Annotated in this window: 12 protein-coding genes; 4 read left to right on the top strand and 8 right to left on the bottom strand. The window is 65.4% G+C overall.

Going from position 1 to position 15446, the window contains the following annotated elements:
• Positions 1-89 precede the first annotated feature (89 nt).
• The 3 genes from LT988_RS13915 to LT988_RS13905 form a co-directional block, all read right to left on the bottom strand.
• Positions 90-1577 (bottom strand): coiled-coil domain-containing protein, encoded by a 1488-nt coding sequence (locus LT988_RS13915; RefSeq protein ID WP_232406169.1) that lies wholly within the window; start codon positions 1575-1577, stop codon positions 90-92.
• Positions 1578-1662: 85 nt separating this feature from the next.
• Positions 1663-2619, bottom strand: coding sequence for a DUF6384 family protein (locus LT988_RS13910; protein WP_232406168.1), 957 nt, complete (start codon positions 2617-2619; stop codon positions 1663-1665).
• On the bottom strand, positions 2616-3848 hold the full coding sequence (locus tag LT988_RS13905) for a cell surface protein (RefSeq protein ID WP_232406167.1): 1233 nt from the start codon (positions 3846-3848) through the stop codon (positions 2616-2618). Before LT988_RS13905 ends, LT988_RS13910 begins: the two co-directional genes overlap by 4 nt.
• Positions 3849-4317: 469 nt before the next feature.
• Between LT988_RS13905 and LT988_RS13900 the strand changes: the two genes are divergently transcribed.
• The 4 genes from LT988_RS13900 to lysM all read left to right on the top strand — a co-directional run bounded on the left by LT988_RS13900 (position 4318) and on the right by lysM (position 6059).
• Positions 4318-4617 carry a sll1863 family stress response protein gene (locus LT988_RS13900; RefSeq protein WP_232406166.1) on the top strand — a complete coding sequence of 100 codons (300 nt, stop codon included), beginning with the start codon at positions 4318-4320 and terminating at the stop codon, positions 4615-4617.
• Positions 4618-4690: 73 nt separating this feature from the next.
• Positions 4691-4819, top strand: coding sequence for a hypothetical protein (locus tag LT988_RS25260; protein WP_269752045.1), 129 nt, complete (start codon positions 4691-4693; stop codon positions 4817-4819).
• 300 nt (positions 4820-5119) lie between these two features.
• A complete protein-coding gene (locus LT988_RS13895) occupies positions 5120-5449 on the top strand; it encodes a DUF2845 domain-containing protein (RefSeq protein ID WP_232406165.1) in 330 nt (109 codons plus the stop codon).
• A gap of 172 nt (positions 5450-5621) precedes the next feature.
• Positions 5622-6059 carry a peptidoglycan-binding protein LysM gene (gene lysM, locus LT988_RS13890; RefSeq protein ID WP_232406164.1) on the top strand — a complete coding sequence of 146 codons (438 nt, stop codon included), beginning with the start codon at positions 5622-5624 and terminating at the stop codon, positions 6057-6059.
• 278 nt (positions 6060-6337) lie between these two features.
• Here the strand turns inward: lysM and LT988_RS13885 are convergent, their stop codons facing one another.
• The 5 genes from LT988_RS13885 to LT988_RS13865 all read right to left on the bottom strand — a co-directional run bounded on the left by LT988_RS13885 (position 6338) and on the right by LT988_RS13865 (position 15350).
• On the bottom strand, positions 6338-10489 hold the full coding sequence (locus LT988_RS13885; protein ID WP_232406163.1) for a DEAD/DEAH box helicase: 4152 nt from the start codon (positions 10487-10489) through the stop codon (positions 6338-6340).
• On the bottom strand, positions 10482-12314 hold the full coding sequence (locus LT988_RS13880) for a hypothetical protein (protein WP_232406162.1): 1833 nt from the start codon (positions 12312-12314) through the stop codon (positions 10482-10484). The genes LT988_RS13885 and LT988_RS13880 overlap by 8 nt, the downstream gene beginning before the upstream one ends.
• A 295-nt stretch (positions 12315-12609) precedes the next feature.
• Positions 12610-14379, bottom strand: a complete 1770-nt coding sequence (locus LT988_RS13875) for an Hsp70 family protein (protein ID WP_232406161.1) — start codon at positions 14377-14379, stop codon at positions 12610-12612.
• On the bottom strand, positions 14376-15053 hold the full coding sequence (locus LT988_RS13870; RefSeq protein WP_232406160.1) for a nucleotide exchange factor GrpE: 678 nt from the start codon (positions 15051-15053) through the stop codon (positions 14376-14378). The genes LT988_RS13875 and LT988_RS13870 overlap by 4 nt, the downstream gene beginning before the upstream one ends.
• A gap of 3 nt (positions 15054-15056) precedes the next feature.
• A complete protein-coding gene (locus LT988_RS13865; protein WP_232406159.1) occupies positions 15057-15350 on the bottom strand; it encodes a molecular chaperone DnaJ in 294 nt (97 codons plus the stop codon).
• Between the last annotated feature and the right edge of the window lie 96 nt (positions 15351-15446).

Below are 15446 nucleotides of genomic sequence, written 5' to 3'. Positions count from 1 at the left end.
TGCGCTCGAGCAGGATACGATCTCGTCAGCACGACAACCGGAACAGGCGCGATACCGGGCGACCTAAAGGCGTCGCCGCAGGGATGGCATCAGAAGCCCCCGCCGGTGCGAAAGCCGCCGCTGCTCCCGCCGCGCTTCCCGGCACCCCCGCCCCCGCTCCTGCCGCCGGCGCGCCCGGCGCTGCCGCGGCCCAAACCGCCGAAGATATCGCCTTGGCGACGTGCATCGCCGAGACCACCGTTCCAGACGGTACCGCGACGGAAGGCGCCGGAGCCGAAACCGGGATCGGAGCGCTCCGGACGATAGCGCTGTTGCTCCTGCATGACACGCCAGAGGTTGCGTCGGTCCAGGACCCCGTTCAGAAACTGCCCGAGCATCATCGCGATCATGGCCTCGTTGCCGAATTGGGAGTCGGCACGGTCGTATCGGTTGCGTTTGAAGTCCGTCCGCAAGGTTTCGAGCTCGTCGAACCGCTGGCGGGCCTGCACGAGCGACTCCCGCAGCGTCTTCAGCGCACCATCGAGTCGACGCCGCTCGTCCTCTCGCTCCAGGAGGCGGGCGACGATCAGGTCGTCTTCCGGGAAGGGGGTGATCAGTGCCTCGCGACGCAGCTCCATCAGGTCTTCGCGCTGCAGCTCGGACGTCATGAGCTCGAGCGCCTTGGCACTGTATTCGTCCTGACCGGCGGCGTAGAAGGCTTTGCGCACCTCCAGACCCTGGAGGTCGCTCTGCGCTTCGGCGACACGCTGGTCAACGGCGTCGAGCGCCGCCTGTGCTTCGACGATCTCGGCTTCGAGGGCCGGGATCCCGTCCTCGACACGTGCAGCTTCGTCGGTTGCCTTCAGGGCTGCAATCTCGGATTCGGCGGCGGCCGCGAGCGCAGTGGCGTGCTCGCGCAGGCGTTCGGGGATCTCGTTCAAACGGGAGTAGTTCGCACTGGCGTCCGCATAGCCGATCAAGCCGTCAACCTTGCCGTCGAGCCATCGGGTCAGCCCCCACGACCTGTAGTCGGGCTGGCCATATCGGCGTTTCCAAAGATACATGAAGAGCGGATCTTCTCGGTAAGAGGCGCCCTTTGATTCGCGTTCCTCGTTGCTGCCGTCTGCCTTCTCGGCGGCGTGCGCGGCCTTGCGTTCGGCCTCGGTCGCCCGTTCGAGCCGAGCCTTGTAGGCGGTGTCGCCGGCGAGCCGGGCCTGCGTACGGGCCTCGGCTGCGTCCGCCGCCCGAACCGCGACGTCGACCCGATTCGCCTGCTCGCTGCGCTCCGATTCCAGGCCTCGGAGCGCGGACTCCGCAAATTGGATCTGTTCTTTCAGCAGCGTCAGCGCGGTCTCGCGTTGGTCCAGAAACGCCCCGACCTGCTGCTCGGATTGGTTCAAGTGTGCGAGCAACCCGTTGTCGGCAAGCAATCCGACGCGAAACTGTGCGAGCGCCTTGTAGTCTTCGAGCTGCCCACGGCGTTGCGCCTGCAATTCTTGCTCTGCGGCCTCGACCTGGGCCTCCACCGCAGCGACCCGGGCGCGTGCCTCGTCGACAGCCTGATCGATCTCGCCGAGGGCTTGTCTGCCGGACATCATGTGCAGTCTCCAGAGTGAGCGGTTCCTGCCGCGAAGTTGGACCGAGCCGCGGCGCGGCGCGCTCCGGCAGGCGCAGGACCGGCTCTTACCATCGCGTGATGGCCCCGCCGGTCGTGCGCATGTCGTACCGCGGAACCAACACGCCGCGTGCCTTGTAGCCGAAACGGTCGCGCTCGATGATGCCATCGTCCTGTTTGTCGCGCGCAACGCTGTTGAAGGTCTCTTCGTCCACGCGAAGCCCCCAGACGGCCACTGTCTCGGTCTCACCGGTCTCTTCGTTGCGGATCGGCACACGGAGCACCCGTCCCGTCGGATCCACGGCTTCGACCAGGATGTAATAGTTGCGCGCATTCGTATTCAGGTCAGGAACGCGCCAAACACCGGTCTGCTCGCCCGGACGGTTGATGATACGCAGGCTGTACTCCTGCCCCAAGGTCGTCAAGGCGGTCTCAAGCTCGCGCAGTGCAAGCCGGGCGCCTTCGGTGTCGTCGTTGCGCAGCGCGGACAGACCTGCACCGAAGTAGCGTTCGAGGGTTTCGCGCGCTTGGTCGTCTCCGGCCAGCGCGATGGCTTCCGTGTGAACGCGCGCCAAATCATCGGGCAAGGCGGCATTCGGGGCCACGAACGAGACATACTGGATGACGGCGGCGAGGATCATGACGCCCAGGATCCCGCCGACCCATTTTCCCCAGTCGCCGCGTTTGACGTAGATCCGGGCAAGCCGGGTTGCCAGCGAGCGTGGCGGCGGGGAGTAGGTGAAGCGTCCTTCCTTGAGTGCCGCCACGCCTTGCGCGATCACATGGTCCGGGACATCGATTCCTTGAGCCGCGTAGATCTTACGCAAACGCTCTTTGAGATCCTCCTCGCGACCCAGGTCGTCGAGCTCGGTCTCGGCGAGGCGCTCGCGACGTCTGAGCGTATCCACGACGTCCATCGCCAGCATAACCTCGTCGAGCGGATGCGTGCTGCCGGCGATCATGGCGCGCTGCGCGGTTTCGGCGGCGGGTCGCGCACCGGTGTCCGGGAGTGTCTCCGTGCTCATGCGTCGACTGCGAGCTCAAGCCCGTTACCCTCCTCGGCGAGGCGCGCGAGCTTGCGTTTGCCTTCCTCCACCGCGTCGCGGATCTCCTCGGCATTGCGGGTGCTTTGGACGCGCATCTCCTCGATGATCTCGTGCGATCGGGTCTGCCAGGTCACCACGGAGTCGACCAGCTTCTTCACCGCGTCGGCGCGCACGGTCGGCCCATAGCCAGCCCGAACCGCCGCTTCCTGGACCTTGCCACCGATATCGGCCAAGACCTCGAGCGACTGACTGACGCCCTCCTTCATCGCCTCCACCGTCTGCGTCCCTTCGTGCAGCCCGAACATCCCGGTAAAGGATGCGGTGAGCGCGGTCAGGACGACCTCGTTGGTGCTGAAGAAGCTCACGGCCTGAGCATAGACCCTTTCCTTGGCATTGGTTGTCTGGAGCAGGCGCGCCATGACCACCTCGGAGGTGTTGTAGGAGATGGTCAGGTTGTCGGACAGATCCTTGGCGATCTGATAGCGCTTCTCTTCGAGCTGCAGTGCGCGTACCTGTTCGTCGCGGGCCAACTCAAGACGGGCGCGCTCGGCAGGCTCGCCCGAGGTATGCGCCTCGACCCGTTTCATCGACGCGTCCAGCGCCGCCTTCGCCGCGTCCAGCCGACCTTGTGCGGTCTTAAGGACCTCGAGCGCCAGCACCTCTGACTGCTTCAGAGCACCGCGAAAATCTTGGTAGGCTTCCAGGATCCGATGCTCGCGCTGAATCTGGTCGTCGGTGGCGGCGGTCACATCCAGATAGCTTTTCTTGATTTTGTCGAAACGCGCTGCGATGTCACCGCGTGTAACCTTCATCCAGACGTTGCTCATCCGCTCGAAGGTGTCGAGCTTTCCGTCCTCGATCTGATCCACCATCGTCTTGGCATCGTCTCGGATACTGTTGAAGGCGTTGGTGATGTCCTCGTACCGACTACCGATCTCCATCGCCTGAACCTGTTGACGCACGACGTCGTTGAAGAGCGACGCTTGGCTTAGTGTCCTCGCGATGGCGGTCACGCGACCTTCATCGAGGGTCGAGATCTGATTCAAGAGCGCAACGATCGGGTCGGCTTGGCGGTCGCCCTCGTTCGGAAGCAGCCCTAGATCGTGAAGGCCGTTCATGGCCTTGTCCAGATATTGCATAGGGGTCGCGGTCGCGATGGCATCTGCGTTCGCCGTCGCTGAAGCAGCAATCGATTGGGTCTGGCTCATGGCTTCCTCCTGTGGGCTCGCCGAGAGCGACTCGGCGACGGTTCGGTCTGTGTATTCTGGATATTATGAGATCGAACGGCGCGCGGCGAGAGTCGACGATCGCTTCGCCCCGATGGATGAGCGTGGTGACGAACGACCCGTCACTCAAGGTTGCCCCGATCCCTTGACGTTGCCGAGCGCACGCCCCATGGCCGGTCTCGGGCAGAAGGTGACGCGTGCGCCGACCCGAATCGATGCCGATCGGTCCGTCGGCGCGAAGCCGAGCCAGCCCATCGGGCGCGTGAAGCAGCGTCTCCTCAGAGATTTTGGAATACACTGATTGTAGGGTTCGTTCGAACCCAGACGATGCGCTCCGGGCAGCGTTTAGAGCGTGAAACGCGCCGACACGCTCATGTCCTGCCGGTCTCGGCTACCACCGGCGAATCATTCGCGGCGCGTCCCGAAACCAACTTAGAAGAGGGTCGATGCGATGAGCACGAAAGACGAATATCTGGCCAAGTTGAAGGCACAACTCGATGAGTGGGAGACCGATCTGGGTCATCTGCGCGACAAGGCGGGGGATGCTTCGGAAGACGTCAAGACGGCCATCGAAGAGCAGATGGCGGAGCTGAAGGCCAAGTGGGACGAGGGCGCAGCTCGTCGCCAAGAGATCCTGGAGGCCGCAGACGACAAATGGGAAGACATCAAGGACGAGGCTGAAGACAAGTGGGCGGAATTGAAGGTCAGTGTCAAAGAGTCCGTCGACCGGATCAAGTCGATGTTCAGCTGAGGCATTTTCCAAAAGAGAACTCGGCTCGCTGTGGCGCTCGCAAGCGCCCGAGGGGTGCTTGCGACAGACCCCGATGAACAACACGCATCGACGGCAACAACTGAAGATCACCGCGAGGAACACCGTGGGGCTCTTTGTTCTCCTGAAGGACGTCGGCAAGAAGGTCTTCGGAAACGAGGGAGAGGCTCGCGAACGGGTCTGAGGAGGAGATCGAGCGGGCCAATCCGGGATCACGGGATTGAACTTGACCTACGACAACGGCGTTGTCGCTACGGCAGACAGCTTGGCATGCGCCATACGACCCGGGTCGGGATCGGGGATTCGGACAAGTCCCCGAGATGATCGATCCCACGATCGTCCGTCGCCGGGACGAGTATTGGTCGACGGCAGGCGCGGACGCGGTCGGGGTGTGCGGCGTGGACAGAGTGGAGGACGTCGTCTAGGCTGATCAAGGAGTGTCGTCCAACCAAGCAGAAAACAGCATCCCCCGGAGGTATTCAAGGTGTATCGTGCGCTCGCGTTGCTCTGCCTCTGCGCGGTGACCGCGCCGGTCTTGGCCGAAAACCTTCGTTGCGGCAGTGATATTGTCTCCAAAGGCGACTCCGCCCTCCTGTTGCGTCAGCGCTGCGGCGCGCCGACACAGATCGACCGGTACGAAAACAAATCCGCGGTTCAGCGCTACGACCGTCTCACCAAAACCTACGTCACCGAGCAACTTGCCGATCCCTACGAAATATGGACCTACAACTTCGGCCCACGCCGTTTGATTGCGCGCGTTAAGATCGGCGGCGGAGTTGTCAAATCCATCGTAACGGGTGGCCGCGGCTTCTGATCATGCGCTCTAAATAGGCGCGGCGCGCAGGATATCGTCCGGCTTTGCCTCCGACCCCCAACGACATCGATCTGCAACGATCCGAGATTGCCGAAAGTCGTCGCGTGTGCAAGCCTCTTCGACGCCATTCGGCACCCGCAGTCTAAACCGAATCACACCATCGGAGCACATCATGGGACTCTTCGATTTCGCGAAAGACATCGGCAAGAAACTCTTCGGAAACGACGCAGAGGCGGGGGAGAAGATCAAAGCGGAGATCGAGCAAGACAACCCCGGGGTCAAGGGATTGACCGTGAATTACGACAACGGGGTTGTCTCGCTGACGGGCGAGGCAGAGAGCCCGGAGGCCATGGAGAAGGCCGTGCTCATGGCCGGAAATGTGAAGGGAGTCGCGGAGGTCAAGGCCGATCAGCTCACCGCACCGCCCCAGACCGCCGAGGTCGACTTCTACGTCATCGAGAAAGGCGACACGCTCTCGGCCATCGCCAAGACATACTACGGCGACGCAAACGCCTATCCGCGCATCTTCGAGGCGAACCGAGAGGTCATCAAAGACGCCAACCTCATCTACCCCGGGCAGAAGATCCGCATTCCCAAGTCGGCCGGTTAGCCAGGTAGGGTGGACGAGCGAGAGCGAAGGCCACCGAAACCTGCGCCGGCGCTCCGGTCACGTCGCGGGATGCGGTACATGGGAAGCAACCGGGATAGTCGACTGCAAGTCGACTATCCCGGTGAACGCGTCCGACGCGCTTTCGATCTCACTCCGAAACGGGACAATCGCGAGTCACAAACCTGATCCTAATCTCCTAAATCGCGTCCCCGCCGAGACATCGCCCTACTCCGACCCCGCCCGCTACTCAAGCCACGCGATTGACCGCAAGACGCGATTTAGCCGCGCACCAACGCCAGCATATCCGCATAACTCAAACGCCCCCCGCCCTCGCTGCCTTCGAGCAAGCCATCCGCCAAATCGCGCTTTGCGGCATGTAACGCCAGGATCCGCTCCTCGATCGTATCCTTGGCGACCAGCCGATAGACGGTGACCGGACGCTGCTGCCCGATCCGGTGGGCGCGGTCGGAGGCCTGATCCTCGACGGCCGGGTTCCACCAAGGATCCATGTGGATCACATAGTCGGCGGCAGTGAGATTCAGACCGACGCCGCCGGCGCGCAGGCTGATCAGGAAAAGGTCGCCTTCTCCGGCCTGGAAGGCGGCGACGGCGGCACGCCGCTGCGGCTCGGGGGTGGAGCCGTCGAGATATTGGTAGCGGATGCCGCGGGCGTCGAGATGGGCGCGGATCAGTGCGAGATGGTCGACGAACTGGCTGAAGACGAGCGCCTTGTGGCGGTTCTCCAAGAGCTCGTCGAGGATCTCATTGAAGGCATCCAGCTTGGCACTCGACAGATCGCTGTCCGGAAGCGCCAGACGCGGATGGCAGCAGGCGCGGCGTAGACGCATGATCTCGGCAAGGAGCTGGATGCGTTGCTGGCCGGGGTTGGCCGCCGCCTCCGGGTCGGACAGGCGTTCGACGGCCTGTCGGCGCATCGCCTCGTAGAGTGCCAGCTCGCCGTCGCTCAGCTCCAGCCTCAAGGTGATCTCGGTGCGCGGCGGCAGCTCGCTCAGGACCTCGCTCTTGAGTCTACGCAGGATGAAGGGCCGCAGCAGCTGGCGGAGACGATGCCGCGCGCCCGCGTCCTTGTTTTGCTCGATCGGGATGGCGAAACGGCGGTTGAAGGTTTCCAGCGAGCCGAGCAGACCCGGATTGACGAAGCGGAAGAGGTTCCACAGCTCGCCGAGATGGTTCTCGACGGGCGTACCCGTGGTGATCATCCGGAAGCCGCCCTTGAGCTTCATGATGGCCCGGGAGCGTTTCGTCAGGGCATTCTTGAACGCCTGGGCCTCGTCCGCGACGATGGTCTCCCAGGACACCGCGGCCAGACGCTCCCCTTCGGTTTGCAGGAGGCCGTAACTGCAGAGGATCAGATCGAAGGGACCGGCGGCGTCCAGCATGGCCGCTCGATCACCGGGGCCGAAGCGCAGCGGCTGCAGGGTCGGCGCGAAACGCTGCGCCTCGTCGACCCAGTTGCCGCAGACCGAGGTGGGCGCCAAAACGAGGGTCGGACCCTTGGGCGCGCGCGACAGGATCAGGGTCAATGCCTGGAGGGTTTTGCCAAGACCCATGTCGTCGGCGAGACAGGCACCGGCGCCCCAATGCGCGAGCCGGGCGAGCCAGCGGTAACCCTCGACCTGGTAGTCGCGCAGCTCGGCCTGCAGCGTGGACGGGATCTCCGGCTCCAGCTCCTCGACGGCGGCGAGGCGATCGAGCAGGGCTTGCCAGACCTTGTCGGCATCAAGCGTCATCCCGTCGATCGCCTCGGCGATGGCCGGTGCGGCAAGCGGGTGGAAGCGGCCGTTGTCGGTCAGACCACGCACGCCGTCGAGCTTGCGCCGCAACGCCTGGCTGAGGACCAGAAAGTCACCCTCGCCGAGCGGGATAAAACGCCCCTTCGCGGCAGCCGCCAGATCCAGCAGCTCCTGCATGAGGACGATCCGACCGCTATCGAGCCGGATCTCGCCCTGCAGGTCGAGCCAGTCGCCTTCCTGCTCGATCTTGACGCGTAGAGAAGCCATCTGCATCTCGGCAGTCAGTCCGATCCGCTTGCCCTCGGGCCACTCCAGAACAACCGTCTCGCCGAGCGCATGGAGCTGCTCCAGCGTGGTCAGCGCCACTTCAAGGTCGTCGAGCGACCAGCTCCAAGACTCGTTGTCGCGGAGCGCGGGACAGGCGTCGAGCACCTCGCGGGCCGCGGTGCGCTCGCCCTCGAGGTCGCGGGAGCAGCGTACGGCGCGCCCCTCGAACTCGGTGAGCAGGGTTGCCCTCCCCTCCCCCGGCAGAAGCTGCGGACCGCTGTCGCCGAACGGGTGGATGCGCAGCTCCAGGCTCAGACCGGTCGCGAAGGGAATGAGATGCAGGTGGGGCCGGGCGTCGGCGGGCATGGTCTCGGCGGCGCTGTCGTCCCCGGCGATATCCGAATGGACGGTGACCATCGGGGCCACGGCGGCCAGCCCCTCGAGCAGCCGCTTCTCGGCGCCTTGAGGAACCTTTAGACCTTCCGGACCCAGGATGCGGGCGATCTCGCGATGGGCGAGCTCAAACTGAAACAGACGGACGCGTTTCGGGGTTTCATCGACCGGCAGAAGCGAACGCCCTTCCGGCGGGAAGGGCTCGATGGTGACCAGGATATCCTGATGACGCCGAACCACCGAGAGGACAGGCGTGCCGACAACCAACTCAAGCGGAAGCTCGGTGACACTGTCGCCCTGACGCCGGCGAACGCTCAGCAGCGGGTGACCGACCGCGGCGAGCAGGGCGCGGTCGGCATCGAAGCGATAGCTCAGACGGTCGTATCCGCCGTACCAGGTCGATCCCTGCTCGCGGACGATACAGGCACAAATCTCGCGGTCCTGCGGGGTCAGATAGCCGAAGCTGTCGGGCTCTTCGACAAGCTTCTGAATCGACACGGCACGACCGCTGGTCCAACCGCCGCGCTTCGTGCGCTTTTGCTCGCGCGGCTCGAGCATGCCTGTCGTTTGGATGAAACGGATCTGCCAGGCCATGCGCCGGTCTGCGCCCTCACGCGCATCGACACCGGGCGCAGCCTGGACGCCGAGTCCCTTGAGCGCATCGAGCGCGATCTCCCAGGTCGCCTTGCGTGCGAGCAGATCAGACATCGACACCAGACCCGCGGGCGGCTTGCCGAGCTGTGGGCGCTCACCTTCGAAATCGAAGGCATCCAGGAGTGCCGATGCCTCGTGGGCGTACCAGAGGAAGCCGGCTTGATGCGCCTTCGCAGCCCACCCGGCGAGCACGTCGAGCGCTTCGGGCGCCGGCCGCTCGCCGAGCCAATGGAGCATCAAGGACTGGAACAGGAGCACAAAGGCGCCGCGCAACCCCAGACGCTGCTCCAGCCAGGCGCACTCGTCCACTCGACGCTGTCCGGCCAAGACGGCCGACAACTCGCCGAGCAGCCGATACACGGGTTCGACGGGGTCTGTCACGTCGGCGCGCAGCGCGATCGCAACCTGCTGCTGCACAAACTCGAAGTCCTCCCGCTCGCCGCGCCGCAAACGTGTCAGCAGCGCCAGAACCCCGGGGATCCCGGGGAGATAGACCTTGCGCTTGCGGGTCGCCTTGCGGATGGTCTCCCGTGCTGCATCGAAGACGTCGAGCGACTGCTCGTAGTGGCCGAACAGGAACTGCAGCCAACCGCGCTGAACCGACGCCGCAGGATCGCTGCGTCCGTCCAGCAAGGACGGAACCTCGGCAAGCCGGCCGCGCTGCAGTCTCTGCTCGATCAGGGCGTCGGCGGCCTCGGGATGGGTGCCGAGGAGCGGGACGAAGAGCTGCTCGATGAGGGCGTAGACGTCGTCGCGCTCGATCATATCGCGGGCCGCCAGGCGCAACGGCGGAACCAGACCGGCGATCTTGAGCCGCGGGTCGAGTGTTTCCAACCAGGCGAGGTCCGTCGAGGACGTCATGACCCGGGTCAGCGGCATCACATGGGCCGCGGACAATCCGCTCAACGACACCTGATCGCTCAAGGCGAACATCCGCAGCGCCTCATCCTGACGCCCGGCGTACAGGGCGACACGGAGCATCCGCAAGCGCCGCTCGGGACTCGGCACAAGCCAGGTCGGGGCGTTCGGGGGGACGACCGGAAGGACCCGCTCGGCCGCAGCGACAATCGCCTCGAAGGTGCCGTCGGCGAGCGTCTCCCGCGTTAGGGGTTCGAGCAGATCGGGGTGACAGGCGAGCGCGCTGCGTTCCGATTGGATCCGGCCGGACCCGACCAAGCGCCGGATCAGGGCCTCGTCGACGTGCCGACTCAGAGACGCGCCTGCCCGATCGCGCCAATCCAAGGCGTTCAGAATCTGTTGCAGCCGGTCTCGTGCAACCGGCTCGCAGATCACCGAGAGCACACGCAGGATCCGCTGCTCGTCTGCCGGAAGCGCGCGATAGGCGGCAAGCGCGTCAGCCATTGGTGGTCTCCGGCAGCACGAAGCCCAGCTTGGCAAGCCCCTTCCGGAAGGCCGCGAGCTTGGGCTCGGGGACACACACCAGGCGCTCGCCCGCGCGCGTGCAGTGCGGGGCCGTGACGGGATCCGATGTCAGCATGACCGCGATGGCGGGATCGCGGCATGTGACAAGCCGCGCCGGGCCGGCATCGGCGAGCGCGCTGGCGCGCTCCTCGACGTCGCGGAGCAGTTGGCCGACCTCGGCCGGCAGGCCTGCGTCCGTCGACGACTCGATGAACGCGCGGATGCGTCCTCTCTCGCCGGGGTCGGCACTCTGCCGCAGTAGGGCATCGGGATCCAGTTGCCAAAGCATCGCCGAGAGCGGCTTGGCGATCTGCTCCAACACCAGCCGCTCGGCCGGCTCGGGCTCGCGCTCGACGGTCAGGAGCAGATCGGCGCCGATCGAGCATAGCGGGGCTCGTTTCGGTAGCAAGGGCTCGTAGGTCTCGGCAAGCCCCAAAGAGTAGGCGCCGAGCGCATTGAGCCGGATGTACCTGAGTCCGTCGTAACGGCTCAGGAAGGCAAACTCGTCGACCCCCCACGCGTCGCCGTAATCCGACCGCGCGTCGTAGGGCGAGGTGTAGGCGACATCGAGCATGCCGAGTGTGGCGAGATACTCGAAGAGATAGGCGAGGATGTAGCGACCCTGGAGGATCTCGAATCCGTCGGCGCCGTTGTATCCGAGGCTGCCATAGTTCTGATCGACGAAATACAGCCCCCAGGCGTTCTCGGTGACCGTGAAACGGCGACCCCGGAACTGCATCTGCCGGAAGAGCTCGTCGATGGCCACCCAGCGACCCGGCGGACAGCAGTCCCGGATCGCATCGGCGATGACCGCTCGGCGTTCCGACACCGCACTGAGACGCACGCCTTTGGCCGTCTGACCCTTGATCAGGTCGACGCGCCGCAGCTCATCGGGTGTGCCTTTCTGTTGCCAGCGCGCGAACAGGTGCGAGACCACCTCCTCGACCGGCTGAGACAGCGCCTTGTTGCCGCGGGCAGTCAGGACCAGCTTGCTGCCGTCGGCCTTCGCGAGCCCGCCGGCCTGCAGCAGAAGCGGCCAGGCAAAGGGGCGAATAGGCCGAATCGGACCACCGGCCCAGCGGGGCTGCTCCAAGTCATCGTCCGCGGTGTACCAGTCACCGCCGAGCAGGACGGTCTCGAGTTTGGTCATGGAGGCGCTGCTCGGCAGACCCGTCTTGGCGCCGACCGTGATGCGACCCTGACCGATCAGGCGCAACACGCCGGGCAGGTCGTGATGGATCAGGGGCTCGGTGGCGAGACGCCGCAGCGGCTCGGACACGTCCTCATCGGGCTTCAGGACGCTTGCCGAGGCAATGCTCGCCGGCAGGTCCTCGTCGGCGAAGCTCGCAATCTCGAGCGGCGTCGGCACCGCCACGATCGACGCCAGTCGTTTGCAGAGATCCTCGGGGATCGATCCGTCGTAGAAGAAGAGCGGCAGCAGCGAACCCCGCTCCCGGCGGTCGCGGTCGGACCGCGAATAGGAATAGGCCGGCGGCTCGAAGGCGATCGGAAGCGAGCCGTATCGTGCCTTGAAGCCTGCACGATCGAAAAACCCGCCCCAGCGATGAACGCTCTCGGCGACGGCGTTCTGCTCGAGCTCGGAGAGCCGCCCCCAGTACTGGCTTAGATCCGCCGACAAGAGCTCATGCGAGATCGCCTCGACCATGTCCGCTTTGCGGGTCGAGCGATTCCCGTTCAGCAGCAGGTTGCGGCGCTGTTTCAGTTGCTCGGCAGTCAGGAGCCAGAGGGCCTGGTGTAGTGTCATGGGCGGACTCGCGAGAGGGTGTCGAACGTGCAAAGTCGAGGAGGGCGGAGACGAACGCGCCCCCCGACAAGGCCCGCGCCTGCTTCAGATCACGGATGGCGCCGGCCCTGTCGTCATCGGCGAGACGGCGGATGGCGCGTGCGACGGCTTCATCGCTTGCTCGATCGGTTGCCTGCAGCAGCTTCAGCTCCAGCCCGCAGCGGCGGCACTGCTCCGAGCTGTCGACGCGGGCGCGACAATTGGGGCAACGGTCCATAACCTTAACCTGGCAGAGCCGGAACCAAGAAATCCCGACTCAGGATTCCAGATAGAAGATCAGATCGGACAGCCCGTCCATCGCCTCGTGGATGGCGATATCGTCGTGTGCCGCGACCGCATCGCGCAGCGTCTCGATCAGGTTCACCAGGTCTTCGCGGTCCTCCGCATTGGCGGTCTCCATCAGGCGCTCGGCCTTTTCGATCAGGGCCGTGGCCTGAACGCTGTCGCGTCGCTCGGCACTCGCCGCGACGCTTTCCCCGAGGGTCTCAGACCCATCGCTCGGCTCGCTGCTGAAGTCGCCGTCGATGAGTGCGCCGATGCGAGCGCGTGCGGCGGCCATGGTGTCCTGCTCGAAGCGGGCGGTGGCGTTGTCGATGACGATGCGCTGCTCGAGTCCGGTGCGCTTCTCGCGCGAGGTCACCTTGAGGATGCCGTTCACGTCGAGCGAAAAGGTGGTGACGATGACGTTGCCGGCCGGCGCGTCGCTCAGACCCTCAATGCGGAAGGCGCCGATCTCGGTGTTGTTGAGCGCGTCCGGGTCCTCACCTTGGTAGACGCGCACATCGATCGCGGGCTGGCCGTCCTCGATGGTGGAGAAGGCCTCGCTCTTGGTCACCGGGATCGGGGTATTCTTGCGGATCAAAGGGACATAGACAAAGGGGTAGAACTCGCCGTTGAGCTCGCCCAACGCGCTGGTCCCGAAGGTGTAGGGCGTGACGTCCACCAGCACCCGCGAGACGCGCTGCCCCCCGATCACGGCCGCCTGGATGGCCGCGCCGCTCGCCACGCACAAATCCGGATCGACCTCGCTGCGCGGCTGCATCCGCAGCAGCTCTTCGAGACGCTGCTGGATCAAGGGGGTGCGAGTCGCGCCGCCGACCAACAACACCTCACTAAGGTCGTCGATGCCCAGACCGGCCCCCTCGAGCGCGGTGTGCACCGCGTCCATGGTCTCGTCGATATAGGGCGCGATCATCGCCTCGTAGTCGTCGCGCGAGAGCTCCAGGGACAGGTTGACCGGCTTGCCCTGGTGCTCGAGCAGATACTCCTCGTCGATCCGTACGAAGGGGGCGTCGCTGAGCGCGATCTTCGCGGTTTCAGCCGCGCGGGTCAGACGCGCCATCGCGACGCGGTTCGCACTCGGGTCAGTGCCCTGATCCTTGAGATGGGCGACCAGGTGATCGAGGATCCTCCCGTCGAAGTCGTCGCCACCGAGCTGGTTGTTGCCGTGGCTCGAGAGGACCTCGGTCACCTCCTTGGCGAGACGCACGACCGAGACGTCGAAGGTGCCGCCGCCCAGGTCGTAGACCAGGATGGTCTTGGGCTCCTGGTGGTCGACCTCGTAGGCCAGCGCCGCAGCGGTCGGCTCGTTGATGATGCGCACCACCTCGAGCCCGGCCAGTTGACCGGCATCGCGGGTCGCCTGGCGTTGCGCATCGGAGAAGTAGGCCGGGACCGTGATGACGGCCTTGCTCACCGGTTGGCCCAGATCGGACTCGGCGGCGCGCTTGAGCCGGCCGAGGATGAGCGCCGAGATCTCCTGCGGGCTGTAGCGTTGCGCGCCCATCGCGATGACGGTGTCCTCGCCCATACGCCGCTTCACCGAGCGGATGGTGCGTTCCGGGGCCAGCACGTATTGGTTGCGTGCGCTCTGACCGACCAGGAGGGCGCCGTCGTCGGCGATCCCGACCACGGAGGGCAGGATGGGGTTGCCGTCGACCGGGATGAGTCGGACGCGCCCCTCCTCGACCACCGCGACCTCGGAGTTGGTGGTGCCGAGATCGATGCCGATGATGATGTCGCTCACTGGGGATGGTCCTCGAATTTGTTGACGATGACGTCGGCGAGACGCAAGAGCGACTTGCCGTGCCGATAACCGGTGCGCAGCTCCGCCAAAACCGTGCCGATCGGCAGGGCGGGATCGCGCCCGACCTCGAGTGCACGCATGATCCGCGGATCGAAGGGCCGCCCGACGGTCTCGATCGGACGCACCTCGCGCCGATCCAGGGTCTCGTCGAGCCGGCGCAGGTTCATGCTCAAGCCTTGGGTCATCCCCGTGATGAACTCGGCTGCACCGCTGGCGTGCGCAAGCCAATTCGGCCGATAGGCGGCGGCCTGACCGCGGCCGTCCCGTAGCCGGTCGCGCAGCTCGACGAGCTCGAGCAGGATGTCGCGCTCGGCGTTCAGGGCGATGTCGCGGGTATCCTGCTGTCGCCGCGAGAGTTCGGCCGACAGATGCTCGTTCGCCTGCCGGAGGCTGTCGAAGAGGTCGCGAAACTGCTCGAGCGCGGTCTTGACCTGACGTGACTCGAGCTTGACCTCGTTCTTGAGCGCGGCCAGCTCGGCGAGCAGGGTGAAGAGATCGGGCGCGTCGGTCTCGTCCGTGTCGTCGATGCCCGCATCCGAGCCCTCGCGTGCGTTCGGTTCCTCCTCCAGGTAGGCCCGGAACCGCTCGAGCAACGCCGCCTTTGCGTCCTCCATGCGTCAGACCTCGCCGCGCAGCAACGCGGACAGCGTCGCCCGCTTCGGGCGTCTCGGCTCGCCTAGGGGCGCGGCCTTGGCCAGGATGTCCGCGGGGGTCGGCGGGGTCTGATCGAAGAGCGTATAGGCGAGCCGATCGCGACGCGTGCGGATCTTCTCGTAGGCCGCGCGCAACGCCTCGAAACCCGCCGGATCGCGCTCCGGGGAGGCGCGGTGCAGACCGGCGAGATAGGCCGCTTCGATGGCGGCATCGTCCGCATCGGAGGGGACGCCGAGGATGAGAAAGGGGTCGGTCATGCGATCAGGGTCCGGTGGTTGTTGAACCGCGCCCGGCGGGGCATGCGGCGCTGTCGTTTGGGTTCGATCTCGCGCGGGCCCGCGGGGTCGGCAGGG

Origin of the sequence: Thiocapsa bogorovii, from assembly GCF_021228795.1 — a bacterium.
GTDB lineage: Bacteria > Pseudomonadota > Gammaproteobacteria > Chromatiales > Chromatiaceae > Thiocapsa > Thiocapsa bogorovii.
The sequence above is the reverse complement of the archived record's forward strand: the minus strand, read 5'-3'. Positions and strand labels throughout refer to the sequence as shown.

Coding starts and splice junctions, on each gene's coding strand:
- LT988_RS13880 (WP_232406162.1), bottom strand. CDS start 12,314: ATGACACTACACCAGGCCCTCTGGCTCCTGACTGCCGAGCAACTGAAA.
- LT988_RS25260 (WP_269752045.1), top strand. CDS start 4,691: ATGAACAACACGCATCGACGGCAACAACTGAAGATCACCGCGAGGAAC.
- lysM (WP_232406164.1), top strand. CDS start 5,622: ATGGGACTCTTCGATTTCGCGAAAGACATCGGCAAGAAACTCTTCGGA.
- LT988_RS13900 (WP_232406166.1), top strand. CDS start 4,318: ATGAGCACGAAAGACGAATATCTGGCCAAGTTGAAGGCACAACTCGAT.
- LT988_RS13870 (WP_232406160.1), bottom strand. CDS start 15,053: ATGGAGGACGCAAAGGCGGCGTTGCTCGAGCGGTTCCGGGCCTACCTG.
- LT988_RS13905 (WP_232406167.1), bottom strand. CDS start 3,848: ATGAGCCAGACCCAATCGATTGCTGCTTCAGCGACGGCGAACGCAGAT.
- LT988_RS13910 (WP_232406168.1), bottom strand. CDS start 2,619: ATGAGCACGGAGACACTCCCGGACACCGGTGCGCGACCCGCCGCCGAA.
- LT988_RS13865 (WP_232406159.1), bottom strand. CDS start 15,350: ATGACCGACCCCTTTCTCATCCTCGGCGTCCCCTCCGATGCGGACGAT.
- LT988_RS13915 (WP_232406169.1), bottom strand. CDS start 1,577: ATGATGTCCGGCAGACAAGCCCTCGGCGAGATCGATCAGGCTGTCGAC.
- LT988_RS13885 (WP_232406163.1), bottom strand. CDS start 10,489: ATGGCTGACGCGCTTGCCGCCTATCGCGCGCTTCCGGCAGACGAGCAG.